The sequence below is a fragment of the Nonomuraea sp. MG754425 genome (genome assembly GCF_021699195.1).
In the GTDB taxonomy this organism is placed as follows: domain Bacteria; phylum Actinomycetota; class Actinomycetes; order Streptosporangiales; family Streptosporangiaceae; genus Nonomuraea.
The window spans coordinates 12,336-36,759 of the sequence record NZ_SSXE01000168.1; the positions used below are offsets into that span (position 1 = coordinate 12,336).

Below are 24,424 nucleotides of genomic sequence, written 5' to 3' on the forward strand. Positions count from 1 at the left end.
GTGCGCCGTGGCGAACTTCGCCGAACGGCTCGATCTCGCGCTGACCAAGCGCGGCTTCACCGGCGCGCAGGTGGCCTCCGCCCTGACGGAGGCCGGCATCCCCATCACCCGCGCCTACGTCAGCCAGTTGCGCACCGGCAAGCAGACCAACCCCACGCTCCAGGTGCTCAGGGCGCTGGCGTCCTGCCTCCAGGTGAGCGTCGGCTGGCTGGTCGGCGACGACTACCTCGAGTCCGGCTCGGCCGAAGACCTGCAACTGCGGGCGGCCAACGTCGGCCTGTCCGCCTCCGGCCTGTCGGAGAGCTCGCTGGTCGTGCTGCGCGGCGTGGTCGAGCTGGCCCGCAGGGCCGAGGGGCTGCCCGAGGAGCCCGAGCAGACCTCCGACATCCCCGAGGCGGTCGCGCCGCTGAGCGACCCGCAGCGCCGGGCGCTCGGCAAGCGGCTGCACGGCCTGCGCGTGTCGGCGCAGCTCTCCGTCGAGCAGGTCGAGACCGCGCTCGGCAGGGGGGCGGCGGCGATCCCCGCGATCGAGGAGGGCCGCCTCGCGCCCGCGCCGATCACCGTCGAGCGCCTGCTGACGCTCTACGGCGTCTCCGTGCCCCCCATCCGCGAGTACGTGCTCTCGCTGGCCAGGGGCGAGCGCGAGGCCGCCTGGTACGACGCGCAGTCGGTGCCGGTCTGGCTGGGCACCGGCTACGCGCTGGAGCAGCGGGCCACCGTGATCCGCACGTACCACAACCAGTTCGTCCCGCCGCTGTTGCAGACCGAGGAGTACGCCAGGGCCGCGATCACCGTGGCCGGGCCGGCGACGCTCGGGCAGCAGACGGTGGAGGAGGCGCTCGCCATCGTGCTGGCCCGCCAGGAGGCGGTGCCCCGCGACAACGGCGTCGTGTTGTGGTCGGTGATCGACGAGAGCGTGCTGATCCGCTCGATCGTCGGGCAGCACGTCCAGCTCCGCCAGCTCGACGTGCTGATCGAGCACGCCAAGCGGCCCAACGTCTCGCTGCACGTGGTCCCGATGGAGGATCCCGTCTACGTGCCGCGCACCGGCCCGTTCACGCTCTGGCGCTTCGCCGAGGCGTTCGAGCCCGACATCGCCTGCGCCCACGGCGTCGTCTCCGACACGCTGGTCACCGACTCGGTCGCGGTGGAGGCGTTCCACCAGGCGTTCACGAAGTTGTCGGTCACCACGACCACCCGCGACGAGACCTTCGAGATGCTCAATCAGCATCGCGAAAGGCTTTCCCGTTCGCTCGGTAAATGATCTCGGCGGTCGCACGCTAAAACGATCTTCTGTGCCGTCTGTGGCGGATGATCTGTTCCCCGGTTTGTACCAACGAATGGTTACGTAGGTATATCCATAAACAATGGCTTTTATGGTTGTCTTTCGCCGTGCGGCGGGGATCATATGGTCTGGGTCATCGAGTGGGGTCCGAAAGGATCAGCTTTTCCCGCGATAGTGGGCGAGGGGAAAGGGGCAACACTCAATGCGTCAGCGTGCCATCCGAAACCTGGCGAAGCTGGAGCCGGCTCACGCGCGGCTCACTCGCGTCCTTGACGCCGCCGCGGGTGGGAAGAACCATTTCGTGGCGGACCGAGATGTCATGCGCCGCTACGATCAGGCCGCTCCCATCACCACGACTGCCGCCAGAGCCGTGCTCCAGTATTTACGCCGCGTGGTGCGTCATCTGGCGGGTGCGGGTGTGGACCAGTTCGTGATCGTCGGAAGTGGTGTGCCCAGCGGTCTGCCACCGGGCGGGCAGTTGCACGACGTCGCCCGTGACGCCTTGGGCGGCCCGACGCCGCGCGTGGTCTACGTGGAAAGCGACCCTATGGTGCTGGCCGGAGCGAGGGCGACGATCGAGCCGATCAGCGACCTCGTCCGCGTCGTCGAGGGCGATGTGGGCGAGATCGACGAACTCCTCGACGACCGGGTGCTGCAGACGTTCCTCGACTGGGACCGGCCCATGGCCGTGCTGCTGCTGTCCACCTACAGCCTGAACGACGACGAGTACTTCCAGTACGTGATCAAGCGCATCCGGCAGGCGGTCCCGGAACGGAGTTACCTGTCGCTGATGCAGACCACGTTCGACGCCGTTCCGGCGGAGCTGCTGCCGGCCATTCACGACCTGCTGGCGATGACGCTGCCGGGCCACGCGATACGCACCAGAGAGGAGGTCGAGGCGTTGCTCGATGGTCTGGTGCTGGTGGATCCGGGACTGGTGTGGGTTCCGGACTGGCGGCCCGACGGCCACGACACCGCCTGCGTGCAACAACCGAGCGCGTCCGGCAACTACGGCGCCGTGGCCGCGATCCCCTGACGCTCGAGCCTCGACGGCCGCGGGCTCGGCCGCTCCACCCGCCGGGCCCTTGGCCGGCTCGACGCCGGACGCGCGCACCACCATCACAGCCAGGGGCACAGCCAGGGGCACAGCCAGGGGCACAGCCAGGGGCACAGCCAGGGGCACAGCCAGGGGCACAGCCAGGGGCACAGCCAGGGGCACACGTGTAACGCGTGCTCGGCGTCGGCCGGCGGCGCGGCCACGCTCAGCTCCAGCGTGTTGAAGCCGATGCTCACCACCCGCGCCCCGAACCGGTCCTCCCAACTGCGCACCACCGCCGCCATCGGCACCATCCACTCGTTGTGGTGCAGCGCCCCCTGCCAGCCCATCACCGCCAGGGCGTCGGCGCCCCGGCCGGCGGCGACCAGGCCGATCGGCATGCCCCTGGCGGCCAGTTCGCCCGCCAGCCAGCCGGCGACCGCCTCGGGATCGGCCTTCGGCACGCCGGGCGCGGCCGGGCCCGGACAGATCGCGCCGTACGGCTCCAGCTCGTCGAGCGCGTCCGGGGGCATCTGGGCCACCCACTCCTGCCACACCTCGGCCATGAAGCCCTCGGCGGTGAAGTGGTCGATGTGGAGGGGGTCGTCCGGCACGACCTGCCCGATGGCCCAGGGCTGCGCCGTCTCGTCCAGCAGCAGCGGCCACAGGCCGCTGTGGGGGTGCCACTCGCGCAGCAGCCGCCAGTCGGCGCCGGCCACCGGATCGTCGCTCATCCAGAACGCCGGCCGCGCCGGCTCGCCCTGCCCGGTGTAGCCGGGATCCGGCCAGACCACGTCACCGGGGGGCAGCGCCACGGGCAGCGTGCGCCCCCTGCCGCCGTCGGCGAACAGGGTGCCCAGCTCGCGTGGCAGCCGATGATCGCTCATGCCCTACCGTTCCGATACCGAATGCTGTCTCGGAGATGGTAATGGCCCCGGTCGCCTTGGCACCTGCCGCCTTCGCGTGCTTGTGAGCCTCCGACTCGCGTACCGGGCAGAATGGTGAACCGTGTTCCCTTTTGACGCGGTTCTCACTGACCTTGACGGCGTGCTGCGCCACTTCGACCACGCCGCCCAGAGCGACATCGAGGCCCGCTACGGGCTGCCGCTGATGAAGACCGCCTTCGACCCCGAACTGATCCTGCCGCCGACACTCGGCCAGGTCACCGAGGCGCAGTGGGCCGAGTCGATCGCGGTGGCGCTCGGCGGCGACGAACGCGCGCGTCAGGCCGTGGCCGAGTTCACGGCGATCCGCTTCTGGGTCGACGAGGACGTCAGGGCGCTGCTGGCCAGGGCGCAGGAGCGGGTGCCGGTGGTCATCGTGACCAACGCCATGGACACCCTGGAGGAGCACCTAGACCGGCTCGGTCTGACGTACTTCGCCGACGACGTGGTCAGCAGTGCCAGGGTCGGCGTGGCCAAGCCCGACCCGCGCATCTACGAGATCGCCGCCGGGCGCGCCGGCGTCGCCCCGGAACGCTGCCTGTTCGTGGACGACCGGCTGCCGAACGTGGAGGCCGCCAGGCGGCTCGGCATGACCGGCGTGCACTACCGGACCTACGCCGACCTGGCGGCCGTCCTGGCCCAGCCGCTCTAGGGCCGGGTCAGCCGGTGGCCATGTCGAAGAAGGCCCGCTCCAGCTCCACGGCCCGGCGGAAGACGCGCAGCACCTCCTGGCGGCGCTCCTCGTCCAGGTCCGCGCCCAGCCGGTCGAGTTCGCCGCGCAGGAACGCCACCCAGGCGCGGAACTCCGCGCCCTCGTGCAGCTCGATCCACTCCCGGTGCACGAAGCGCTCCGGCAGCGGCGCGGTGGCCCGCGAGGCCCAGCCGAGGTAACACCACTCGGCCACGCACAGCACGGCGGCGATCAGCGGGTAGTCCTGCGTCGCGCGTACCTCGTCCATCAGCTCCCTGAACGCCGCCGTCACCGGTTCGAGCGGCGCCTCGGTCCGCCCGTCCAGTTCGGCCAGCGCCCGGTGGAAGTACGTCTTCTCCTCGGTGGTGGCCACCTGCCCGAGGAACCTCCCGTACGGGACCCGCGCCTCGAAGGTGTCGGCACTGGCCACGGCCGCGCCGAGCAGCGCCGTGAAGGAGTCCACGAACTGGAAGTCCTGCTCCAGGTAGCGCCGCATCGCGTCGTCGGCCACCGTCCCCTCGGTGATGGCCGTCGCGAAGGGGTGGGTCACCACCGCCGTCCACTCGGGCTCGCACTGCCGTCTCAACCACTCGCTGAACGCTCGCTCACTCATGACCCGGACTCTAGAGGCCGCCGCGGTCGCGGGTCGCGCCGGGACCGCCGCCCCCGCCCCGGTGGGCGAGCTGCGCTTCTCGCCGGGGGCAGGGGGCGGCGGTGGCCTGAGAGCCGGTCAGTACCCGCCGTAGGGGTTCTGGGTGGCGGGGGCGCTCGGCTTGTGGCTCGCCGAAGGCGACGGGCTGCTCGACGGCGTGCCCGCCGCCCCGGTGGAGCTCACCTTCGTGCCCTGCGGGGAGATGACCCCGATCAGGCCGTGCTTGGTGCCGTCGATGCCGGCGGAGAACCACAGGGCGCTCTCGCCGCCGGTCGCGGCGGTGCCCGGCTGCAGGTCCCAGAGGCCGGGCAGCACGATCTGCTTGCCGTTGGAGGCGCGCAGGGCGCCCAGGTGCCGCCCGCCCTTGTACGCGTGCACGGTGCCGTCGCCGAAGTTGCCGACCAGCAGCGAGCCCGTGAACTGGCCCCAGCCCTTGGGCGCGGCGGTGAGGCCCCAGGGGGCGTTCAGCCCGACGCGGGAGATGCGGCCGGTCAGCCGTCCCTCGGCGTTGAAGCGGCTGACGAAGCCCTTGCCGCTGCCGAAGACCGGCTTGCCGGTCTTCGTGTCCCGCAGCGCGTAGGCGACCCAGACGTTGCCGTTGGCCACCGCCACGTTGTAGGCGTTGTAGCCCTTCGGCAGCGAGCTGTCCCTGAACTGCCACGAGGCCAGGCGGATGCGCCGGAAGTCCTCGTCGAAGGCGTGCACGCGTCCGCCGGCGAAGTCGGCGGCCAGCAGGAACGCCTCGTCCTCGGTCTGGACGAGCTCCAGCCCCTTGTAGTCGGCCCCGCGGGTGAAGGCCGCGATGACCGCGTTGGCCGGGTCGGCCTCGGCGTTCCAGCCGGAGATGGCCCCGGACGGGCTGGAGAAGATGAACGTGGCGGGCCTGCCCTTCACGGTGAAGCCCTCGCCGGGGTTGAACACCTGGCCCGTCGGGGCTCCGCCCGGGATGGCCACCTCGGTCTTCTCCTTCTTGCCCGTGCCGGAGTAGACGGTGGCGCTGCCGGTGCCGGTGTTGGAGACCCACAGCGTCTTTCCCATGGCCAGGCCCCACGGGTTGACGACCTTGGGGTCGGTGACCGGGGCCTTGCCCCGAACGTCCGACACAAGGTTGGTGACGTCGAAACGCGTCCTGGTGGTGGCGTGTGCGGGAGTGGTGAGAGTCGCTCCCAGAACGACCGCAACAGCGCAGAGTGTGATGATGCGTGGCCGCATCCGTTGCCTCCTAATTAGCGCTTGTGACGCGAGATACGCGGAGCGGCGGGGGCAGGTTCAGCCGGGTCCGGAATTAGAGTTCTCGTGTCCGCGGGGTAGATGGAGGATCATGAACGTGCTGGGCATCGACATCGGCGGCTCGGGGATCAAGGGCGCGCCGGTCGACACGAAGGCCGGTGAGCTGGTGGAAGATCGGCTGCGCATCCCCACCCCGGAGCCGTCGTCGCCGCCCGCGGTGGCGAAGGTGGTGAAGTCCATCCGCGCGCATTTCGGATGGACCGGTCCCGTCGGGGTGACCTTCCCCGGCGTCGTGGTGGACGGCGTGGTCAGGACGGCCGCCAACGTGGACCCGTCCTGGGTCGGGGTGGACGCGGCGCGGTTGTTCGGCGAGGCGACGGTGCTGAACGACGCCGACGCCGCCGGGCTGGCCGAGATGAGCTTCGGGTGCGGGCGGGGGCACGAGGGCACCGTCCTGGTGCTGACGTTCGGCACGGGGATCGGCAGTGCCCTGTTCATCGACGGCGTGCTGGTGCCCAACACCGAGCTGGGGCACCTGGAGCTGCACGGCAAGGACGCCGAGCACCGGGCCTCGTCGCGGGTCCGTGAGGATCACGAGATGAGCTGGGACAAGTGGGGCGAGCGGGTGGAGGAGTACCTGAAGCACGTCGAGATGCTGTTCTCGCCCGCGCTGATCGTGATCGGCGGGGGCGTCAGCAAGAAGGCGGACAAGTTCCTGCCGCACGTGCACATCGACACGCCCGTGGTGCCGGCCGCCCTGCTGAACCAGGCGGGCATCATCGGCGCGGCCCAGGCGGCGGCCGGCCTCGCACGCAGAGCCCACTGACCTCCGCAGCGCCGGGGGCCGCGATATTGGGATGCGCGAGGCGGGCGCGGTCGGGCACCATGGGCGGTTGGCTCCGGGGCCACGGGGCTCAAATATCCTGATAGCAGTATGGGAACGCCTTCGTTGTCCTCTCCACTCGCCGAGCTCCAGTCTCGCCTGCCCGATCTCATGCCGCGCGACCAGCGGCGGTTGCGGCGCAGGCTCGACGGCATGCGCCGGGTGCGCTCCCGCGAAGCCCGGGACAAGATCGTCGCGGAGATCCTCGCCGACCTGGAACGGGCGGAGCAACGCCTGACCCGCCGCCGCGAAGCCGTACCGGTAGTGAAATATCCGGAAAATCTGCCGGTTTCGCAGCGCAAAGACGACATCCTCGCGGCCATCCGCGACCACCAGGTCGTGATCATCGCGGGCGAGACGGGCTCCGGCAAGACCACCCAGATCCCCAAGATCTGCCTGGAACTGGGCCGGGGCGTACGCGGCCTGATCGGCCACACCCAGCCCCGCCGCATCGCCGCCCGCACCGTGGCCGAGCGCATCGCCGAGGAACTCGGCACCGACCTCGGCGAGGTGGTCGGCTACAAGGTGCGCTTCACCGACCAGGCCGGCGACCGCACCCTGGTCAAGCTCATGACCGACGGCATCCTGCTGGCCGAGCTGCAGAACGACCGCATGCTCGACCAGTACGACACGCTGATCATCGACGAGGCCCACGAGCGCAGCCTCAACATCGACTTCATCCTCGGCTACCTCAAACAGCTCCTCCCCAAGCGCCCCGACCTCAAGGTCGTCATCACCAGCGCCACGATCGACCCCGAGCGCTTCTCGCGCCACTTCGACGACGCGCCGATCATCGAGGTGTCCGGCCGCACGTACCCGGTCGAGGTGCGCTACCGGCCGCTGGAGGAGGACGACGACCAGACGCAGGGCATCGTCGACGCCTGCAGGGAGCTGATCGGGGAGGGGCCCGGCGACATCCTGGTGTTCCTGTCGGGCGAGCGGGAGATCCGCGACGCCGCCGACGCGCTGGCCAAGGCCGAGTTCCGCAACACCGAGATCCTCCCGCTCTACGCCCGGCTCAGCGCGGCCGAGCAGCACCGCGTCTTCCAGCGGCACACCGGCCGCCGGGTCGTGCTGGCCACCAACGTCGCCGAGACCTCCCTCACCGTCCCCGGCATCAAGTACGTCGTCGATCCCGGCTTCGCGCGCATCTCCCGCTACAGCCACCGCACCAAGGTGCAGCGGCTGCCCATCGAGGCGGTCTCGCAGGCCAGCGCCAACCAGCGAAAGGGCCGCTCCGGGCGTACCTCCGACGGCATCTGCGTGCGGCTCTACGAGGAGGAGGACTTCCTCGGCCGGCCGGAGTTCACCGACCCCGAGATCCTGCGTACCAACCTGGCCTCCGTCATCCTGCAGATGACCTCGATCGGGCTGGGCGACATCGAGGCGTTCCCGTTCGTCGAGCCGCCCGACCGCCGCCAGGTCAAGGACGGCGTCAGCCTGCTGCACGAGCTGGGCGCGTTCGACGAGCACGGCAAGCTCACCGGCGTCGGCCGCCGGCTCGCGCAGCTCCCTGTCGACCCGCGCCTGGGCCGCATGGTCCTGGAGGCCGAGAAGAACGGCTGCCTGCGCGAGGTCATGGTGATCGCCGCCGCCCTGTCCATCCAGGATCCGCGCGAGCGTCCGGCCGACAAGCAGCAGCAGGCCGACGAGAAGCACCGCCGCTTCGCCGACCCCGAGTCCGACTTCATGGCCTACCTCAACCTGTGGAACTACCTGCGCGACAAGCAGAAGGAGCTGTCCTCCAGCGCGTTCCGGCGGTTGTGCAAGGCCGAGTTCCTCAACTACCTGCGCGTCCGCGAGTGGCAGGACATCTACAGCCAGGTGCGCCAGTCGCTCGGCGCCCAGCTCGACAGCGGCCCGGCGGCCCCCTACCACGTGCACGCCTCGCTGCTGGTCGGCCTGCTGTCGCACATCGGGGTCAAGGACGTCGTGGAGAAACGCGGCTCCGACGGCCGCCGGCCGATCCAGGAGTACCTGGGGGCCCGCAACGCCCGCTTCGCCATCTTCCCCGGCTCCACGCTGGCCAGGAAGCAGCCCCAGTGGGTCATGTCGGCCGAGCTGGTCGAGACCTCGCGCCTGTGGGCCAGGGTCAACGCCAAGATCGAGCCCGACTGGGTCGAGCCGCTCGCCCAGCACCTCGTCAAGCGCACCTACTCCGAGCCGCACTGGGAGAAGAACCAGGGCGCCGTGATCGCCCTGGAGAAGGTCACCCTGTACGGCGTGCCGCTGGTGACCGCCCGCAAGGTCAACTACGGCCGCATCGACCCCGACCTGTCGCGCGAGTTGTTCATCAGGCACGCGCTGGTCGAGGGCGACTGGGACACCCACCACAAGTTCCTCAAGGAGAACCGCCGGCTGCTCGGCGAGGTCGAGGAGCTGGAGAACCGCGCCCGCCGCCGCGACATCATGGTGGACGACGAGGCCCTGTTCGACTTCTACGACCAGCGGGTGCCGGCCGAGGTGGTCTCGGCCCGCCACTTCGACTCCTGGTGGAAGAAGACCAGGCAGGAGCAGCCCGAGCTGCTCACCTTCTCGCCGGAGATGCTGGTCAACGAGGGCGCCGACGTCAGCGCCCGCGACTACCCCGACGCCTGGAAGCAGCTCGGCCAGCGGATGCGGCTGACCTACCAGTTCGAGCCGGGCGCCGACGCCGACGGCGTCACCGTGCACGTGCCGCTCCAGGTGCTCAACCAGGTCAGCTCCGACGGCTTCGACTGGCAGATCCCCGGCCTGCGCGAGGAACTGGTCACCGCCCTGATCCGCTCCCTGCCCAAGCACCTGCGCCGCAACTTCGTGCCCGCCCCCAACTTCGCCAGGCAGGTGATCGCCGGGGTCGAGCAAGGGGTCGAGCAGGGCGGCGAACCGTTGCTGGCGGCCGTCGAGCGCGAGCTGCTGCGGCTGACCGGCGTCCGGGTGCCGCGCGAGTCCTGGCAGCTCGACCAGGTGCCCGACCACCTGCGGATCACCTACCGGGTGATCGACGAGCGCAGGCAGACGGTGGCCGAGGACAAGGACCTCGACGCGCTCAAGCGCCGCCTGGCGCCGCGTCTGCGCCAGACTCTCTCGCAGGCGGGCGACGACCTGGAGCGCAGTGGCCTGCGTACCTGGAGCTTCGGCACCCTGCCCAAGGTCTTCGAGCAGGGCCGGATGAAGGGCTTCCCGGCCCTGGTGGACGCGGGCGACTCCGTCTCCGTCAAGATCTTCGAGACGCAGGCCGAGCAGCGCCGCTCCCACTGGCCGGGCGTGCGCCGCCTGCTGCTGCTCAACGTGGTCAGCCCCGCCAAGTCCCTGCTCGGCGGCCTGTCCAACCAGGCCAAGCTGGCCCTGTCACGCAGCCCGCACGGAGGGGCGGTGGCGCTGTTCGACGACGTGGTCAACGCCGCCGTGGACCGGCTCATGCTCGACGCCGGCGGCCCGGCGTGGGACCCGGCCGGGTTCGACCGCCTCCACCAGCGCGTGCGCGCCGACCTGTACGACGCGGCGGCCGAGGTGCTGGGCAGGGTGGAGCAGATCCTGGCCGTCTGGCACGAGTCGAACGTGCGCCTCGACTCGCTGCGTTCGAGTGCGGCCACCGACGACGTGCGCGAGCAGCTCGGCAAGCTCGTCTACCCGGGATTCGTGACGGCCACGGGCCACCGGCGGCTGCCCGACGTCCTGCGTTACCTGCGGGCGATCGACCGCCGCCTGGCGAAGCTGCCCGAGGAGCCCTGGCGCGACCAGGAGTGGATGGACCGCGTGCACAAGGTCGAGGACGACTACCTCGACCTGGTCGAGCGGCTGCATCCGGCGCGCAGGGGCGATCCCGACGTGGTGGAGATCCGCTGGATGATCGAGGAGCTGAGGGTGAGCTTCTTCGCCCAGACGCTCGGCACGCCCACCCCGGTGTCGGAGAAGCGGATCGCCAAGGCGCTCGACCGGCTCAGGCCGTGAGCACCGCCGACCGGCCGCGTGGCACAATTCCCCCTGCACGTGACTCGTCCGGTTTGTCGTGCTGACCGGGCGGGCGAGGGTGGTCGGCTCAGGGGGATCCATGGTTGAGGCAGTGGTGTTCGACGTCGGCGAGACGCTGATCAGCGAGACGCGCATCTGGTCCCGCTGGGCCGAGCGGCTGGGCGTCAGCCACTTCGTGCTGATGGGCCTGCTCGGCGGGATGGCCGCGCTGGACCGCCCGCACGGCGACGCCCTCCGTCTCGTGCGCCCGGACCTCGACCTCGACGCCGAGGAGGCGGCCTGGGAGCGGGACGACCCCGACGGCCCGCGCAACCAATTCGACGCCGGCGACCTCTATCCCGACGTGCGCGCGGCCCTGTCGGCCATCCGCGCCGCCGGATACCAGGTGATCATCGCGGGGAACCAGCCGCGCCGGGCGTACGACGCGCTGATCGCCATGGACCTGCCCGCCGACTCCGTGCACACCTCCGACGGCTGGGGCGTCGCCAAGCCGGAGGCGGGGTTCTTCGCCAAGGTCGCCGCGGTCGCGGGGTGCGAGCCCGCCGGGATCCTCTACGTGGGCGACCGGCTCGACAACGACGTGCTCCCGGCCGCCGCGGCGGGCATGCGGACCGCGCTGCTGCGCCGCGGCCCGTGGGGCTACCTGCACGCCGACCGCCCGGAGGCGCGCGCCGCCGACGTGGTCGCCGACGACCTGCACGCGCTCCTGCCCGCCCTGGAGCGGCTCAGGTGAGGTTCTCGTCGGGATCGATGCGGACCGCGCGCTCCTCGGCCGACAGGTCGCCGTTGTCGTCGAGGTAGTCCACGCCGATCTCCTCGTCCTCCAGGTCCGGCCCCAGCCCCTCGTCGGGCTGGGTCAGCCGGTGCTTCGGGCGTGGCCGGCGCAGGCGCTCGGGAGCCTCGCGCCGCAGGCGCTCGTCGAGGGTGTCCCGGCGTTGCGGGTCGTCCTCGACGATCTCGTGGCGCAGGCCCAGATCGTCGGTCCACTCGGTGACCTCGATCTCCTGCTCGTCTGCCATGCCGTGCCGGTTCGGAGGTGTTTCGGTCATATTCGCCCCCTACCCACGGTACGGGCCGAAATCCTGGGGCCGGGCCCGCCCGGGGGCCTTCGCCAACCCATCCTTGCCCGGCCGTGCCCATTCCTTTGCCCGGCGGGAGGTCAGCGCCCGGCGACGGCCCCGACGAGCGAGCGCGGGTCGGCCGCCCCGGCGAGCATCCCGTCGGGACGCACGTCGATGAGGTGGGCATGGCCGAACGAGCTCCCGTACGGCAGTTCCGCCACCCGGTGCCCGAGCGCCGCCAGCCCGTCGGCCCAGCTCCCGCCCTCCTCCAGGTCGAGCAGGGCGTCGTCGGGTGCGTCCCAGGTGTCGAACCCGGTGCCGCCGGTGCCCAGCCGCCAGCGCGGCGCGGAGAGCGCCGGTCCCGGCTCCTCGCCGTGCCGCAGCAGCCGGGTGATGACCTGGAGCAGGATCTGGGGCTGCGCGTCGCCGCCCATCGTGCCGGCCACGGCCCTGAGCGTGCCGTCGCGGCGGGTGAGCAGCGCGGGGGCGAGCGTGTGGGGCGGACGCCTGCCGGGCCCGTACTCGGCGGGGTGGCCGGGCCGCAGCGAGAAGCCGATGCCGCGGTTGTGGAGGTTGATCCTGGTACGGGGTTCGAAGATCATGCTGCCGAACCCGGCCGCGTTCGACTGGATCAGCGACACGCCCATGCCGTCCGCGTCCACCGCGCACAGGTACGTCGTGTCGCCGGGCTCGGCGGGGGCGCGCAGCCGCAGCCGCGAGCGGGGATCGACGAGCGCCCGCCGCCTGGCGGTCTCGGCCGGGTCGAGCAGGTCCTTGGCGTCCTCGTGCAGGACGTCGAGCCGGTCGTACCCGGCGGCCCTGGCGCTCTCGGCCAGCAGGTGGGCCCAGGCCGGATGGCGGGCGGAGCCGGGCAGGTCGAGGCCCTCGGAGATGGCCAGCGAGCGCAGCAGCAGGTAACCCTGGGAGTTGGGCGGCATCGACCAGACGTCGTGGCCGTAGGCGCGCACCCGGAGCGGCTCGACCCAGTCGGCCCCGGGCGCGGCCAGGTCGGCCTCGGTGTACTCGCCGGCGCCCAGCTCGATCAGCCCCTGCCCGAACTCGCCCAGGTAGAAGCCGTCGCGGCCGTGCTCGGCCACCGCCCGCAGCGCGCGGGCCACGCCGGGCCTGGTCACCCGGTCGCCCGCGGCGCGTACGGAGGCGAAGTCGCCGCCGCCCGGCCGCCGGGCCGCGTTCGGCGCGCCGGCCACCATCAGCGGCGAGGCCGGGAACCCGCCGTCGGCCAGCCGGATCGCCGGCGCGAGCAGCTCCGCCAGTGGCAGGCGGCCGTGCCGGGCGTGCAGCGCCGTCCAGCCGTCCACGCAGCCGGGCACGGGCACGGACCTGATGTCGTGCTGGTGCGGCATGCGGGTGTGCCCCTCGGCGCGCAGCCGGGCGGGATCGGCGCCGGACCCCGCACGTCCGGAGGCGTTGAGGGCGCGCACCCCGCCGTCGTGGACCAGGGCGAACAGGTCGCCGCCGAGGCCGCACATGTGCGGGGCGACGACGGCGAGCACGGCGTTGGCGGCGATGGCCGCGTCGGCGGCCGATCCGCCGCGCTCCAGCATCGTCAGCCCGGCCGCCGAGGCCAGGTGATCGACGCTGCACACCATGCCGGCGGGCGCGTATCGGGTGTTGTGCACGTCACGAGGGTACGCGCCCGCGAGCCGACCGGCGCCGCCGCGGTCAGACCAGTTCCAGCGGCTGGTCGCGGCTCACCAGCGTCGCGTAGTGGCCGCCCAGGGCCATCAGCTCGTCGTGGGTGCCGCGCTCCACGATCCGCCCGTGGTCGAGCACCACGATCTGGTCGGCGTCGCGGATCGTGGACAGGCGGTGGGCGATCGTGATCGTCGTACGCCCGCGCGCCAGCGCGTCCAGCGCCTGCTGCACGGCCAGCTCGGTCTGCGTGTCCAGGGAGCTGGTGGCCTCGTCGAGGATCAGCACCGGCGGGTCGCGTAGCAGCGTGCGGGCGATGGCCAGGCGCTGCTTCTCGCCGCCGGAGAAGCGGTAGCCGCGCTCGCCCACCACCGTGTCGTAGCCGTCGGGCAGCGCGGCGATGTGGTCGTGGATGCGGGCGGCCCGCGCCGCCGCCTCCAGTTCCTCCTCGGTGGCCGCCGGGCGGGCGAAGCGCAGGTTGTCGGCGATCGAGGCGTGGAACAGGTACGTCTCCTGCGACACCACGCCGACCGCGTCGCTCAGCGCCTCGAAGGTCAGCTCGCGCACGTCCGTCCCGTCGATCGTGACGCGGCCGGCGGTGACGTCGTACAGCCTGGAGGGCAGGTAGCTCATCGTGGTCTTGCCCGATCCCGTCTCGCCGACGATCGCCAGGCTCGTGCCCGCCGGGACGGTGACGTCCACGCCGGTGAGGGTGGGCGCGTCGTCGTAGGAGAAGTCGACTCCTTCGAAGCGGACCTCGCCGCGCACGCCGTCCAGCGTCCGGGTGCCCGGGTGGATGTCCACGGGCAGGTCCAGGTACTCGAAGATGCGCCCGAACAGCGCCAGCGAGGTCTGCACCTCGACCCCGAGCCGCAGCAGCGAGACCGCCGGCCGGAACAGGCTGGTCTGCAGCGTGGTGAAGGCCACCAGCGTGCCCACCGAGATGGCCCCGGTGTGGCCGACCGCCCAGTAGATCGCCGCGGGCATCGCCGCCATCACGATCTGGATGGACGACTGCCGCCACCGCCCGGCCATGCTGGTCCGCACGCCGAGGTCGGCCAGTTCGTGGGAGGCCCGGCCGAAGCGCTCGGTCAGCTCGGTGGAGCGGCCCATCGTACGGCCCAGCAGGATGCCGCTGATCGACAGCGACTCCTGCACCATGGAGGCGATCGTGGCCAGCTTGCGCTGGCGTTCGGAGGTGATGCGCTTGCGCTCGGCGCCGACCTTGCGGCTGATCCACACGAACACCGGCAGCAGCAGGAGCGAGATCAGGGTCAGCCGCCAGTCGAGCGCGAGCATGGCGACGATCGTGGCGATCACGGTGGTCAGGTTGGAGACGAGGGAGGCGGCCGTGGAGGTGACGACCGCCTGCATGCCGCCGATGTCGTTGGCGATGCGCGACTGCACCTCGCCGGTCCTGGTCCTGGTGAAGAAGGCCAGCGACATGCGCTGGAGGTGGCCGTAGACCGCGATGCGCAGGTCGTGCATCACCCGCTGGCCCACGGTGGTGGAGACGAGCGTCTGCAGCACGTCGAAGACGCTCGTCGTCACCGCGACGAGGATCATGCCCAGGGCCAGCAGCGTGAGCAGCGCGACGTCGCGCGCGGGGATGGCCACGTCGAGCACTTCGCGCAGCAGGAACGGCGAGGCCAGCGAGACCAGGGAGGACAGCACGATGAGCGAGGCCACGACGCTGAGACGGGCGCGATAGGCGCCGAACAGCTTGATGATGCGCCCGATCGGCGCACGGGGCTCCTCCGCCAAATGGGGCTCCTTTCAGATGTCCACTCAAACAGAGGTTAACTCATATTTGTTCCGGTAAACTGATCGATATGGCAGAGATGGAGCTCGCTGAGCTCTTGTTCCTGGTCAGCCGGCGGTTGCGGCACGGCTACCTGCACCGGCTGGTGCCGCTCGGGCTCAACCCCGGCCAGGCGCGGGCGCTGCGCGCGCTCGCGGACGCCGGCCGTCCGCTGCGCATGGTGCGGCTGGCCGACGAGCTGCGCATCGTGCCGCGCTCGCTCACGCCGGTCGTGGACGCGCTGGAGGAGGCCGGGCTCGTCCGCAGGGAGGTCGATCCGGCCAACCGCCGCTCCACGCTGCTCGTCCTCACGCCCGAGGGCCGCAAGACGGCGGAGCGGGCCCGCGACGCGCGCAGGCAGGCGGGGGAGGAGCTGTTCGCGGTCCTGTCGGGAGCGCAGCGCGAGCAACTCGGCGAGCTGCTCGGCCTGGTGGACGCCCAGTTCAGCTGACCCGGGACAGCGGCCCGCCCACCGTGCCACCCACGACCGTGCCCACGCAGGGCGGCTCGGCCAGCAGCACCGAGTACGGATAGCGTCCCCGGGCGTCGTAGACGGCGAAGTCGGCGCGCGCGCCGGGCGCCAGCGCCCCGATCCGCCCCTTGCCGCGGTCCATGCCCAGAGCCGTGGCCCCGCCCAGCGTGGCCGCCTCCACCAGCCTGCGGTCCAGCCCGCGCCGCCGCAGGCCGCGCTCGCGCGCGAGCCGCCGCACGGCCGCCGCCATCCCGAGCGGTCCCGCGGAGCCGGTGTCGGAGAAGGCGACGGTGTTGCCCTCCTCCAGCAGCGTCAGGGCGTCCACGGCCGGGGCCGGGCACAGCGCCACGGCGGTCCTGCGCAGCCGCAGCAGCTTGCGCTCGCCCGGGTCGAGCGGCCTGGCGCAGACCACGTGGCACAGCGGCCCCAGCACCCCGGCCTCGTCCAGCGCCGCGGGGGAGTGCCGCGACAGGTCCACCAGCAGCCGCAGCCCGAACGTCCTGGCGAGCACGGCCACGTCCTCCAGCACGAGGGGATGCCGGGTGCGCACGGCCAGGCCGATCGCGCAGGGCCGGTCGATCTCGCGGATGGCGGTGATGAGCGCGTCCCGCTCGTGTTCCTCCCAGCGTTCCTCGCTCTCGCTGGTCACCGCGACGTACCAGACGCCGGGCAGGCCGGCGGGCTCGGCCAGGTCGGACACCACGCGGGCGCGCGCGGTGACCCCGGGGGCGGCCGACGGCCCGGTCGAGCACGCGTCCACCAGGCCCGCGACGATCATGCCCGGCCAGCGGGTCTCCTCCGCGGCCGGACAGGACGCCAGCAGCTCCGCCCGGGGGCCCACGGCCAGCACCCGCTCGCCCCGGGTCGCCACCGCCCCGTCGCGCAGGGGTCCGGCGGTCATGGGCAGGACGAGGGGCGCGGAGTGGATCACGACCGGCGCGGGCGCGCGCCGGCCCAGTATCGGCCTGGCGCGCTTGGCAGACGGCATTCCAGCTCCCCGTCGGATCTAGCCCCTGATGGCATTAAACGTGACCGTGGGACATCACCGCAATCAGGACGAACTATGTGAATCTCTCGGCGAATAGCGCCCCGACAACCGGGCGAGCTTGAGGCTGAGATGGAGCGCCAGCCGCTCGCCGCCGTCCTTGAGATCCGTCCCCGCGAGCTCCTCCACCCGCTGCAACCGGTAGTACAACGACGTGCGGTGCAGCCGCAGCGCCCGCGAGGTGGCCACCGCGCTGCCCGCCAGGTCCAGGTAGGTCTCCAGCGTCTCCAGCAGCGGCAGGTACTGGGCGTCCGCGAGCAGCTCCTCGAGCCCGGGGTGCAGCTCCTGGTCGGGCAGCCGGGTGAGCATCCGGTACACGCCGAGCCGCGCCCACTCGGCCGTACGGCCCAGACCGGGCACCCGTGCGAGCACCTCGGCCGCGTGCCTGGCCTCCCGGTACGACTCCGCCGCCCGCGCCAGCCCCGCCCGTGGCCGCCCGATCCCCACCGTCACCGGCACCGGAAGGGCCGCGTGCAGCTCGTCGGCCGGGACCGGCGGCCCGGCGGTGAGCAGCACGGCGTGGTCGTAGCGCACCAGGTGCAGCGGACGGTGGCCGCTCAGCCGCCGCCGCAGCGCCAGCAGCCCCTGCTCCAGCGCGGGCCTGAGCGCGTCGTCGGACGGGGTCGCGCGCGGCCTGGCCACCTGCACGCTCACCGGCTGGGCCCGCGGGAACGCGCCGGCCTCGATGAGCCGCTCGGCCGCCTGCGCGGCGGTGTCACGCTCGCCGAGCAGCAGCCCGGTGACCGCCTCAAGTTCCCGGTGCGCGGCCAGCCCGCTGGCCAGGCTCTCGTGGAACAGGGTCAGCGCCAGCCCCGGCGCGGCATCGGCCGCCTCGCTCACCTGGGCGTCCGTCATGGGCGGTGCGGCGTCGATGAACCACAGGAAACCGAGCAGCCGTTCGGCGTGCCGGATCGGCACGCAGACGCGCGGCAGCAGCCCCAGGTGGGCGGCGGCGGGCGTACGCAGGGGCGCGGCGGCCTCGTGGATGCCGGCCGCCCGCAGCCACCGGCGCACCTCGGGCGCGGCGCGGCGGCGCAGGATCGAGTCGCGGCGCACGTCGTCCACGGCGTCGCTCTGCTCGCTGTACGCCACGACCCGCTGCACGCGGTCCTCCAGCAGGAGCGGACGGTCGAGACGGGCGGCGAGCTGGTCAACGGTCCGCTGGAGATCCGCCACAAAACCACCTTTACGTGGATTTTTCGTCAATTGACGGAAAAGCCGCCACATGTCTTCCCTACAACTGTGCGGTGATCTCCGTCAACAACGTCTATACCGTCGATCCGTGAACGCCCCGAAGAAGCTGCTGAAGGGCTTGCTGGCGGCCCTCGTGCTGATCCCGGTGAGCCTGATGGCGACCCCCGCTTCCGCAGCACCCCCCGAGGACCCCGAATACCCCTGGCGGCAGGACCACTGGCCGCGAACGCAGCCCTGGCAACTCGACACACCCATCGACGCCGCGACCCTGCGTGCCCGCCCACTGCCGGGGGGCCTCAAGCCCATCGACCCGCAGAACTGGGTCAATCCCGACAACATGACGTGGGCGGACTACACGAAGCCCCCCGGCACCAAGTGGAACGACCCCGCCGTCAAGGGGTCGCAGCGCACCTTCAAGGGCGCGCTGGTGCTGCTCGACTATCCCAACCAGGAGTTCGTGGTCACCCAGCCCAAGGGCTCGACGGTCTTCGGCAACCCGAGCGCCGAGGCTCACGACGTCCCGCGCGACCAGGTCGCCCGGTTCTACCAGGACTTCCTCAACACCCCGAACGACCTGAACAAGGGCCACACCATCCACGAGTACTGGATGGAGGACTCCGGCGGGCGGATCGGCGTGGAGCTGACCGGGTTCGGGCCGTACACGATGTCCGGCAAGGACCACGAGTACGCCATGGAGTACCAGCGCGCCTCCTGCCCGGCGGGCGACTCCTGCACCAAGAACCTGCGCACCGACGGCAACGCCGCCTGGCTCGCCGCCGTCGGCCCCGACGTGGCCGCCGAGTTCGACTTCGTCTTCTACCTGAGCGCCGGCCAGGACGAATCGTCCACCTGGCAGGAGTTCGGCATGATGAAGTTCCCCACCAAGGAGGACGTGCCGGACGAGTGGGGCCCGCCCGACCCTGCCCTGCCCAACTGGTCCCCGACCCGTTACGTCGAGTGGACCTCCTGGCAGGCCGGCTCCACGTTCTGGCCCAACGCCCGCTTCGGCGTCGACTCGGTGCAGGCCGAGAGCTCCGGCATGGCGGTCTACGCCCACGAACTGAGCCACATCATGGGCATCGCCGACAACTACAACAACCCGTACGGCACCCCGCCGGGCCGGGCCTACACCGGCATCTGGGAGATGCTCAGCCGCGGCAGCTTCAACGGCCCCGGCGGCCCGCACTCCCGCTGGCTGATCCCGCCCACCGGCGGCGCGTCCATGGGCGCCCACCACATGCTGCGCAACAAGATCAAGCTCGGCATGGTGGACGAGAGCAACGTGCTGCGGCTCTCACGCGAGGCGCTGGACGAGTCCGGGCTGGTCACGGCCAGGGTCACCGCCCGGTCGGTGCAGCCGGGCGAGAAGGGGCTGTCGGGCGTCAACATCTCCTTCGACACCGGCGACAAGAGCCCCGCCTGCGACGTCAGGACCGAGCCGCTCTGCGACGGCGGCGGCTGGGAGAACTACACCGTCGAGGTCGTGGACCGCATGGGCAGCGACTCCTTCACGCCCGACTCCGGCGTGCTGCTGGCCAAGACCAAGAACGACGACCGCGGACCGGGCTGGCAGCTCCCGGCGTTCGAGTGGGTGATCGACGCCAACCCGCAGGACATCGGCATGACCGACTACGTGCTGCCCGACGGGACCAAGGTGCCGATCACGATCGGCGACTACCGGCAGCTCTCCGACGCCCTCTTCCACGCCGGCACCGACTCCGGCAGCGAGTACGAGTACGTGGACGAGGCCAACCGCCTGCACTTCTACGTCACCGACGTGCACCGCGACCGCGACCGCCGGCTCTCCTACACCGTCGCGATCCGCTCCCTCGACGGCGCGGGACCGCAGCGGCGCGGCGTCAAGCTGCTGCCCGGCGCCGGCACGCCCCAGGGCAAGGGGGTCTCCACCTGCAAGTTCCCGCTGTTCAACACCGGTAAGGCGGCCCCGGCGCAGGGGCAGCACCCGGAGGACGCCGGCGCGTACCTGAACTCCGACCTCTACCGCCTCAAGGCCGAGGTCCAGGGCAAGGGCTGGAGCGTCCGGCTGCCGAACGCGCTGGCCTCCGTCGCGTTCGGCAAGCACGCGCTCGTCCCGGTGGACGCCGTACGCGAGGCCGGCGGCGACCGGCTGGCCCGGGTCAAGCTCACCGCCACCTCGGAGAGCGACCCGGCCAAGACGGTGACGGCCACCTGTCAGGTGATCGGCCTCTGAGTGAACGATGGGGTACGGCTGGCGCAAGCCGTACCCCATCGGTTTGAATCACCCCCGAAGGGGGTTTTCGTTGACCGGGGACAACCTGCCGGACCGGCCGCGACGGCGCAGGAAGATGCCGTGGGCCGCGCCGGTCTCCGCCGGGCTGGCCGCCGCGACGGCCAGCGTGCTCGCCGCGTCCGTCGACTGGGACCTCCCGCCCGTGGCCAAGGTGGGCGTCACCGCAGCCGCGGCGATCCTCGTCGGCCTGACCACGTGGGCCACCACCGAGGGCCGCGGCGAGACGGAGCAGCGGCCCCGATCAGCACAGGAGCCGCTCGCGCCCGACCAGTGGCCGCCGGTGCCCGAGCACTTCACCGGCCGCGCCGAGGCGCTCGCCGAACTGCGCGAGGTGTTCGCCGCCCGCAGGACGTCCGCCGACCTCTCGCCGCCGCTGGTCGTCTCCGTCTACGGGCGCGGCGGCGTCGGCAAGTCGGCGCTCATGACCAGGTTCGGGCAGGAGACGGCCGGCTGGTTCCCCGACGGCCGGCTCTACGCCGACTTACGCGGCGGCGTGGACGCCCACGTACGGCCCGAGGAGGTGCTGATCGGCTTCCTGCGCGCGCTCGACGTCCGCCTGACCACCGACCCCGGCGGCCTGGAGGAGCTGCGCAAGCTCTGGCTGACCTGGACCAAGGGCCGCCGGATCCTCATCGGCCTGGACAACGCCCACGACGCCGAGCAGGTCAAACCGCTCATCCCGGCCGAACCCGGCTGCGCGGTGCTGGTCACCTCGCGCGCCCCGCTGTTCCTCAACGGCACCCACGACACGCGGCTCGGCGTGTTCAGCGAGCCGCAGGGCGTGGAACTGCTGGCCAGGCTGGCCGGCGGCGACCGGGTCGTGGACGACCTGGAGGCCGCCAAGGACGTCGTGCGGCTGTGTGACCACCTGCCGCTGGCGGTCAACATCTGCGGCGGGCGGCTGGCCACCCGCGAGCAGTGGAGCATGCGCGAGATGGCCGGCCGGCTGGCCGACACGCACCGCCGCCTCGACCAGCTCGAAGTGGCGCCCACGGTGGACAAGAGCGTCCGCGCCTCCGTACAGCTCAGCTACGACGACTGCACCGGCATGCAGCGCCGCCTGCTGCGCCTGCTCAGCGCGCTGACCGCGCCCGACGTGCCGGGCTGGGTGGCCGGCGAGCTGCTCGACATCTCCGGCCTCGACGGCGCCGACCAGCTCGAGGCGCTCATCGACGCCCAGCTCGCCGAGTGCTCGGGCACCGACCCGACCGGCACGATGCGCTACCGCCTGCACGACCTGGTCCGGGTGTTCGCCACCGAACTGGCCGGACGGGACGAGGAAGATCGGCGCACCGACGCCATCGAGCGGGTGCTGTACGGCTACCGCCGCCGCGCCGAGGAGGCCGCCCAGAACCGCTGGCCGCAGGACTGGGGCAGGGGCGGCCGGCGGTCCAGCGCCGCCGGACAGGTGCGGGCCGGCGACTGGCTCAACGCCGAGCGCCTCTCGCTCCTCGCCATGATCACGCTGGCGCGTCAGCTCCGGCTCTGGGAGCTGACGGGCGGGCTGGCCAGGGCGTTCTGCTCGCTGTGCCACTCGCTGCGGGCGTACTGGGCGGACTGGGCGGCGGTGGCGGAGCTGGGCTGCGAGGCCGCCGCGCAGAGCGGCGACCGCCGCTCGCTGGCCATCGCGCTGCTCGACGCCGCCGCCGTGCACGGCGGGCTGGGCCTGCGCGAACGGGCGCTGGAGGAGTCGGAACGGGCGCTGGAGACCTTCACGGAGCTGGGCGAGAGCTGGTGGGCGGCCAGGGCCATGCGCACGATCGGCATGACGCTGTTCAGCGACGGCAACCTGGACCGGGCGCAGGACTACCTGATCGGGGCCATCACCGCGTTCAGGGGCGAAGAGGACCTGTGGTGGATGGCCCGCACCCAGCGCAACCTGGCCGAGATGCGGATGGCCGAACGCCGCCTCGAGGAGGCCAGGGACCTGCTGGAGGACTCCCTGGAGATCTTCAAACGGGAGGGCAACCGCTACTCGGAGGCCCAGACCCTGCGCGTCTACGGCGAGGTGCTGTCGGCCCAGGCGCGCGGCGAGCACCACGAGGGCGACCACCGGGTGGCCGCGAACCTGTTCACCCGGGCCGGCTTCAGCCTCGACCGGGCCGCCGAGATGTTCCGGCAGCGCGGGGAGCTGTGGGAGGAGGCCCGCTGCCTGCGGGCCGCCGGCGAGGTGGGCGACCCGGACAACGGGCTGCGCGAGCTGGAGTACGTCCGGCGGGCCGAGGCCATCCTGGTCGCGCTGGGCGACTCCTGGGGCGTGGCCCGCACCGCGGTGTCGGCCGGGCGGGCGCTGGCCAGGCTCGGCCGCACCGAGGAGTCGGAGCGGGAGCTGCGCCGGGCGGTGCGGGAGTTCGACGGGCTGGAGGACCGGTGGTGGATGGCCAGGAGCCTGCGCTACCTCGGCGAGGCGCACCTGGACGCGGGCGGGCACGCGGCCGCGGTGCAGCCGCTGGAGCAGGCCAGGGAGATCTACCGCAGCCTCGGCAACGAGGCCGGCATGCGCAGGACGCTGGAACTCCTGAGACGCGCGGCCCCCGCTACCTGAGCGGGGCGCGCAACAGCTCGCCCGCCGTCTGCCTGGCCTGCAGGATGCTCTCCTCGAACAGCTTGCGCACGTGGGCCGCCTGGTCGGACAGTTCGAGGATGCGCTCGTGGGCCAGGTCGTCGCGCACGGTCTCGGCGATGAGCTGCTGGTACTCCGGGGTCTTGGCGGCCAGCTTCTCCAGCCGCAGGTGGGCGTGGTACGCCTTGTCCGCCTTGAGCACCTGCTTGGCGTACTTCTCCAGGTGACGGACCCGCTGCGACAGCGACGTCCAGGCCGCGTCCAGGGCCTTGGTGTACGGCGTGAACGCTTCCTCCATGCCCGGCGGCAGCTCGCGCGGGATGATCCGGCCCTGCTCGGCGTGCATCGACGACAGCTTCCGCAGGCGCTGGGCGATCTGCCAGACCTCCTCGGGCAGCGACACCTGGTTGTCGATGCTGTCGATCAGGCCCGCCTTGTGGACCGACGAGCGCATGATCACCTCGACGGCGTTCTGCGCCCGGCGCAGCAACTGCTGGCAGGGATAGTCGAGATCCTCGGGCAGGACGTACTGGTTGGCGTGCTCCCTGGCCAGATGGAGCCGGCGCCGGGTCGCCCGGTGCGCGCTGTCCGCCGCCATCCACCGCAGCAGGGCCATCAGGCCGACCCCCATGCCCGCGATGATCGCCCCCGGCCAGCCCACCAGGTAGAGCACCAGCAGCAGGAAGGCCGGCAGGGCGAGGAGCAGCGCGGGGCTGCGCGTGGTCTCCATGCGCGCGCCCGACCGAGCCATGCGCAGCAGCCGCGGGCTCGACCGCAGCTCGGAGGAGACCTCGGGATGCAGCGCCGGATCGATCACCAGCCGTGGGGGCGAGACTCGTGGATCCATACGTTCATGCTGCGTTATGAACTGCGAATCCGCTCATCTTTGGGGGACATATAGGGTCGTAATAATGAGCGAGCTGACGAGGTGGATCGAGCTGGAAGGCGCGGTCAACGCGCGTGACCTGGGCGGACTTCCCACCCGCGACGGTGGCCGCACCCGTCGCGGCCGGCTCTTCCGCGCCGACAACCTGCAGGGCCTCACCCCCGCGGACGTCGAGTTGCTGGTGGGCGGGCTGAACCTGCGGCACGTGGTGGACCTGCGCTCGACCGCCGAGGTGTCGCTGGAGGGGCCGGGCCCGCTGACCCGGGTGCCCGAGGTGCGCCACCACCACCTGACCCTGTTCGCCGAAGGCGGCCGGCACACCGACGTCGAGGCCGGGGCCATCGACGGCGACCGGGTGCTGCCCTGGGCGGAACGGGCGCCGGACGAGGAACTGCGGGTGACCGGCTTCTACTTCGGCTACCTGCGCGACCGGCCGGACGCGGTGGTGACGGCCCTGCGGGCGATGGCGCTGAGCGACGGGGCCGCCCTCGTGCACTGCGCGGCCGGCAAGGACCGCACCGGGGTGCTGTCGGCGCTGGCGCTGGAGATCGCCGGGGCGACCCGGGCGGCCATCGTCGAGGACTACGTGGTCACGGGCGAGCGGCTGGAGCTCATCCTCGACCGGCTGCGCGCCAGCGCCACCTACCGCGACGACCTCGACTCGCGCCCCGCCGACGAGCACCGGCCCAGGGCCCGCTACATCGAGCAGTTCCTCGGTGTGCTCGACGACCGCTTCGGCGGCCCGCTGCACTGGCTGACCGCGAACGGCTGGACGGACGACGACACGTCCGCGATGCGCGCC

At 71.9% G+C, this 24,424-nt stretch carries 19 protein-coding genes; 10 read left to right on the plus strand and 9 right to left on the minus strand.

Features of this window, described 5'->3' with window-relative positions:
* Positions 1–7 precede the first annotated feature (7 nt).
* On the plus strand, positions 8–1,264 hold the full coding sequence (locus FAF44_RS40495; RefSeq protein WP_237108685.1) for a helix-turn-helix transcriptional regulator: 1,257 nt from the start codon (positions 8–10) through the stop codon (positions 1,262–1,264).
* A gap of 223 nt (positions 1,265–1,487) precedes the next feature.
* Positions 1,488–2,321 carry an SAM-dependent methyltransferase gene (locus tag FAF44_RS40500; RefSeq protein ID WP_237108686.1) on the plus strand — a complete coding sequence of 278 codons (834 nt, stop codon included), beginning with the start codon at positions 1,488–1,490 and terminating at the stop codon, positions 2,319–2,321.
* Between the two features lie 83 nt (positions 2,322–2,404).
* Here FAF44_RS40500 and FAF44_RS40505 read toward each other — a convergent pair whose 3' ends face one another.
* Positions 2,405–3,208 (minus strand): DUF4253 domain-containing protein, encoded by an 804-nt coding sequence (locus FAF44_RS40505; RefSeq protein ID WP_237108687.1) that lies wholly within the window; start codon positions 3,206–3,208, stop codon positions 2,405–2,407.
* A 121-nt stretch (positions 3,209–3,329) separates the two neighbouring features.
* Here FAF44_RS40505 and FAF44_RS40510 point away from each other — a divergent pair, with 121 nt between their 5' ends.
* A complete protein-coding gene (locus FAF44_RS40510; protein WP_237108688.1) occupies positions 3,330–3,917 on the plus strand; it encodes an HAD family hydrolase in 588 nt (195 codons plus the stop codon).
* A 7-nt stretch (positions 3,918–3,924) separates the two neighbouring features.
* Here the strand turns inward: FAF44_RS40510 and FAF44_RS40515 are convergent, their stop codons facing one another.
* On the minus strand, positions 3,925–4,569 hold the full coding sequence (locus FAF44_RS40515; protein ID WP_237108689.1) for a TenA family protein: 645 nt from the start codon (positions 4,567–4,569) through the stop codon (positions 3,925–3,927).
* A 117-nt stretch (positions 4,570–4,686) separates the two neighbouring features.
* Complete coding sequence (locus FAF44_RS40520) at positions 4,687–5,820, minus strand: TIGR03118 family protein (RefSeq protein WP_272895676.1); 1,134 nt, start codon at positions 5,818–5,820, stop codon at positions 4,687–4,689.
* Positions 5,821–5,929: 109 nt separating this feature from the next.
* Between FAF44_RS40520 and ppgK the strand changes: the two genes are divergently transcribed.
* From ppgK to FAF44_RS40535, 3 genes are all read left to right on the plus strand, one after another.
* Positions 5,930–6,664 carry a polyphosphate--glucose phosphotransferase gene (ppgK, locus tag FAF44_RS40525; RefSeq protein ID WP_237108691.1) on the plus strand — a complete coding sequence of 245 codons (735 nt, stop codon included), beginning with the start codon at positions 5,930–5,932 and terminating at the stop codon, positions 6,662–6,664.
* Positions 6,665–6,772: 108 nt separating this feature from the next.
* Complete coding sequence (gene hrpA / locus FAF44_RS40530; RefSeq protein WP_237108692.1) at positions 6,773–10,654, plus strand: ATP-dependent RNA helicase HrpA; 3,882 nt, start codon at positions 6,773–6,775, stop codon at positions 10,652–10,654.
* 100 nt (positions 10,655–10,754) lie between these two features.
* On the plus strand, positions 10,755–11,408 hold the full coding sequence (locus tag FAF44_RS40535; protein WP_237108693.1) for an HAD family hydrolase: 654 nt from the start codon (positions 10,755–10,757) through the stop codon (positions 11,406–11,408).
* On the opposite strand, the gene FAF44_RS40540 is transcribed toward FAF44_RS40535, so the two are convergent.
* From FAF44_RS40540 to FAF44_RS40550, 3 genes are all read right to left on the minus strand, one after another.
* A complete protein-coding gene (locus tag FAF44_RS40540) occupies positions 11,401–11,724 on the minus strand; it encodes a DUF5709 domain-containing protein (RefSeq protein WP_237108694.1) in 324 nt (107 codons plus the stop codon). The two genes, FAF44_RS40535 and FAF44_RS40540, sit on opposite strands and share 8 nt — an antisense overlap.
* A gap of 110 nt (positions 11,725–11,834) precedes the next feature.
* A complete protein-coding gene (locus FAF44_RS40545) occupies positions 11,835–13,376 on the minus strand; it encodes a gamma-glutamyltransferase family protein (protein WP_237108695.1) in 1,542 nt (513 codons plus the stop codon).
* A 43-nt stretch (positions 13,377–13,419) separates the two neighbouring features.
* A complete protein-coding gene (locus FAF44_RS40550) occupies positions 13,420–15,153 on the minus strand; it encodes an ABC transporter ATP-binding protein (protein WP_237108696.1) in 1,734 nt (577 codons plus the stop codon).
* 68 nt (positions 15,154–15,221) lie between these two features.
* Between FAF44_RS40550 and FAF44_RS40555 the strand changes: the two genes are divergently transcribed.
* Positions 15,222–15,641, plus strand: coding sequence for a MarR family winged helix-turn-helix transcriptional regulator (locus FAF44_RS40555; RefSeq protein ID WP_237108697.1), 420 nt, complete (start codon positions 15,222–15,224; stop codon positions 15,639–15,641).
* Here the strand turns inward: FAF44_RS40555 and FAF44_RS40560 are convergent.
* Together FAF44_RS40560 and FAF44_RS40565 are read right to left on the minus strand one after the other, a co-directional pair.
* Positions 15,634–16,650 (minus strand): amidohydrolase family protein, encoded by a 1,017-nt coding sequence (locus FAF44_RS40560; protein WP_237108698.1) that lies wholly within the window; start codon positions 16,648–16,650, stop codon positions 15,634–15,636. The genes FAF44_RS40555 and FAF44_RS40560 overlap by 8 nt on opposite strands.
* Before the next feature lie 63 nt (positions 16,651–16,713).
* On the minus strand, positions 16,714–17,883 hold the full coding sequence (locus FAF44_RS40565) for a CdaR family transcriptional regulator (RefSeq protein WP_237108699.1): 1,170 nt from the start codon (positions 17,881–17,883) through the stop codon (positions 16,714–16,716).
* A 106-nt stretch (positions 17,884–17,989) separates the two neighbouring features.
* On the opposite strand from FAF44_RS40565, the gene FAF44_RS40570 reads away from it, so the two are divergent.
* Both FAF44_RS40570 and FAF44_RS40575 read left to right on the plus strand, forming a co-directional pair.
* Positions 17,990–20,113: a M6 family metalloprotease domain-containing protein gene (locus FAF44_RS40570; protein WP_237108700.1), complete on the plus strand. Its 2,124-nt coding sequence runs from the start codon at positions 17,990–17,992 to the stop codon at positions 20,111–20,113.
* A gap of 70 nt (positions 20,114–20,183) precedes the next feature.
* Positions 20,184–22,718, plus strand: coding sequence for a tetratricopeptide repeat protein (locus tag FAF44_RS40575; RefSeq protein ID WP_237108701.1), 2,535 nt, complete (start codon positions 20,184–20,186; stop codon positions 22,716–22,718).
* Here FAF44_RS40575 and FAF44_RS40580 read toward each other — a convergent pair.
* Positions 22,711–23,583 carry a hypothetical protein gene (locus tag FAF44_RS40580; RefSeq protein WP_237108702.1) on the minus strand — a complete coding sequence of 291 codons (873 nt, stop codon included), beginning with the start codon at positions 23,581–23,583 and terminating at the stop codon, positions 22,711–22,713. The genes FAF44_RS40575 and FAF44_RS40580 overlap by 8 nt on opposite strands.
* 64 nt (positions 23,584–23,647) lie before the next feature.
* On the opposite strand from FAF44_RS40580, the gene FAF44_RS40585 reads away from it, so the two are divergent.
* Positions 23,648–24,424 (plus strand): tyrosine-protein phosphatase (locus tag FAF44_RS40585; RefSeq protein ID WP_237108703.1); only part of this gene is annotated, 777 nt, incomplete at its 3' end.

Excerpts from the sequence above, each read along its gene's own strand:
- ppgK (WP_237108691.1), top strand. The coding sequence starts at position 5,930 with ATGAACGTGCTGGGCATCGACATCGGCGGCTCGGGGATCAAGGGCGCG.
- FAF44_RS40505 (WP_237108687.1), bottom strand. The coding sequence starts at position 3,208 with ATGAGCGATCATCGGCTGCCACGCGAGCTGGGCACCCTGTTCGCCGAC.
- FAF44_RS40560 (WP_237108698.1), bottom strand. The coding sequence starts at position 16,650 with ATGCCGTCTGCCAAGCGCGCCAGGCCGATACTGGGCCGGCGCGCGCCC.
- FAF44_RS40520 (WP_272895676.1), bottom strand. The coding sequence starts at position 5,820 with ATGCGGCCACGCATCATCACACTCTGCGCTGTTGCGGTCGTTCTGGGA.
- FAF44_RS40515 (WP_237108689.1), bottom strand. The coding sequence starts at position 4,569 with ATGAGTGAGCGAGCGTTCAGCGAGTGGTTGAGACGGCAGTGCGAGCCC.
- FAF44_RS40500 (WP_237108686.1), top strand. The coding sequence starts at position 1,488 with ATGCGTCAGCGTGCCATCCGAAACCTGGCGAAGCTGGAGCCGGCTCAC.
- FAF44_RS40580 (WP_237108702.1), bottom strand. The coding sequence starts at position 23,583 with ATGGATCCACGAGTCTCGCCCCCACGGCTGGTGATCGATCCGGCGCTG.
- FAF44_RS40535 (WP_237108693.1), top strand. The coding sequence starts at position 10,755 with ATGGTTGAGGCAGTGGTGTTCGACGTCGGCGAGACGCTGATCAGCGAG.
- hrpA (WP_237108692.1), top strand. The coding sequence starts at position 6,773 with ATGGGAACGCCTTCGTTGTCCTCTCCACTCGCCGAGCTCCAGTCTCGC.
- FAF44_RS40555 (WP_237108697.1), top strand. The coding sequence starts at position 15,222 with ATGGCAGAGATGGAGCTCGCTGAGCTCTTGTTCCTGGTCAGCCGGCGG.
- FAF44_RS40540 (WP_237108694.1), bottom strand. The coding sequence starts at position 11,724 with ATGACCGAAACACCTCCGAACCGGCACGGCATGGCAGACGAGCAGGAG.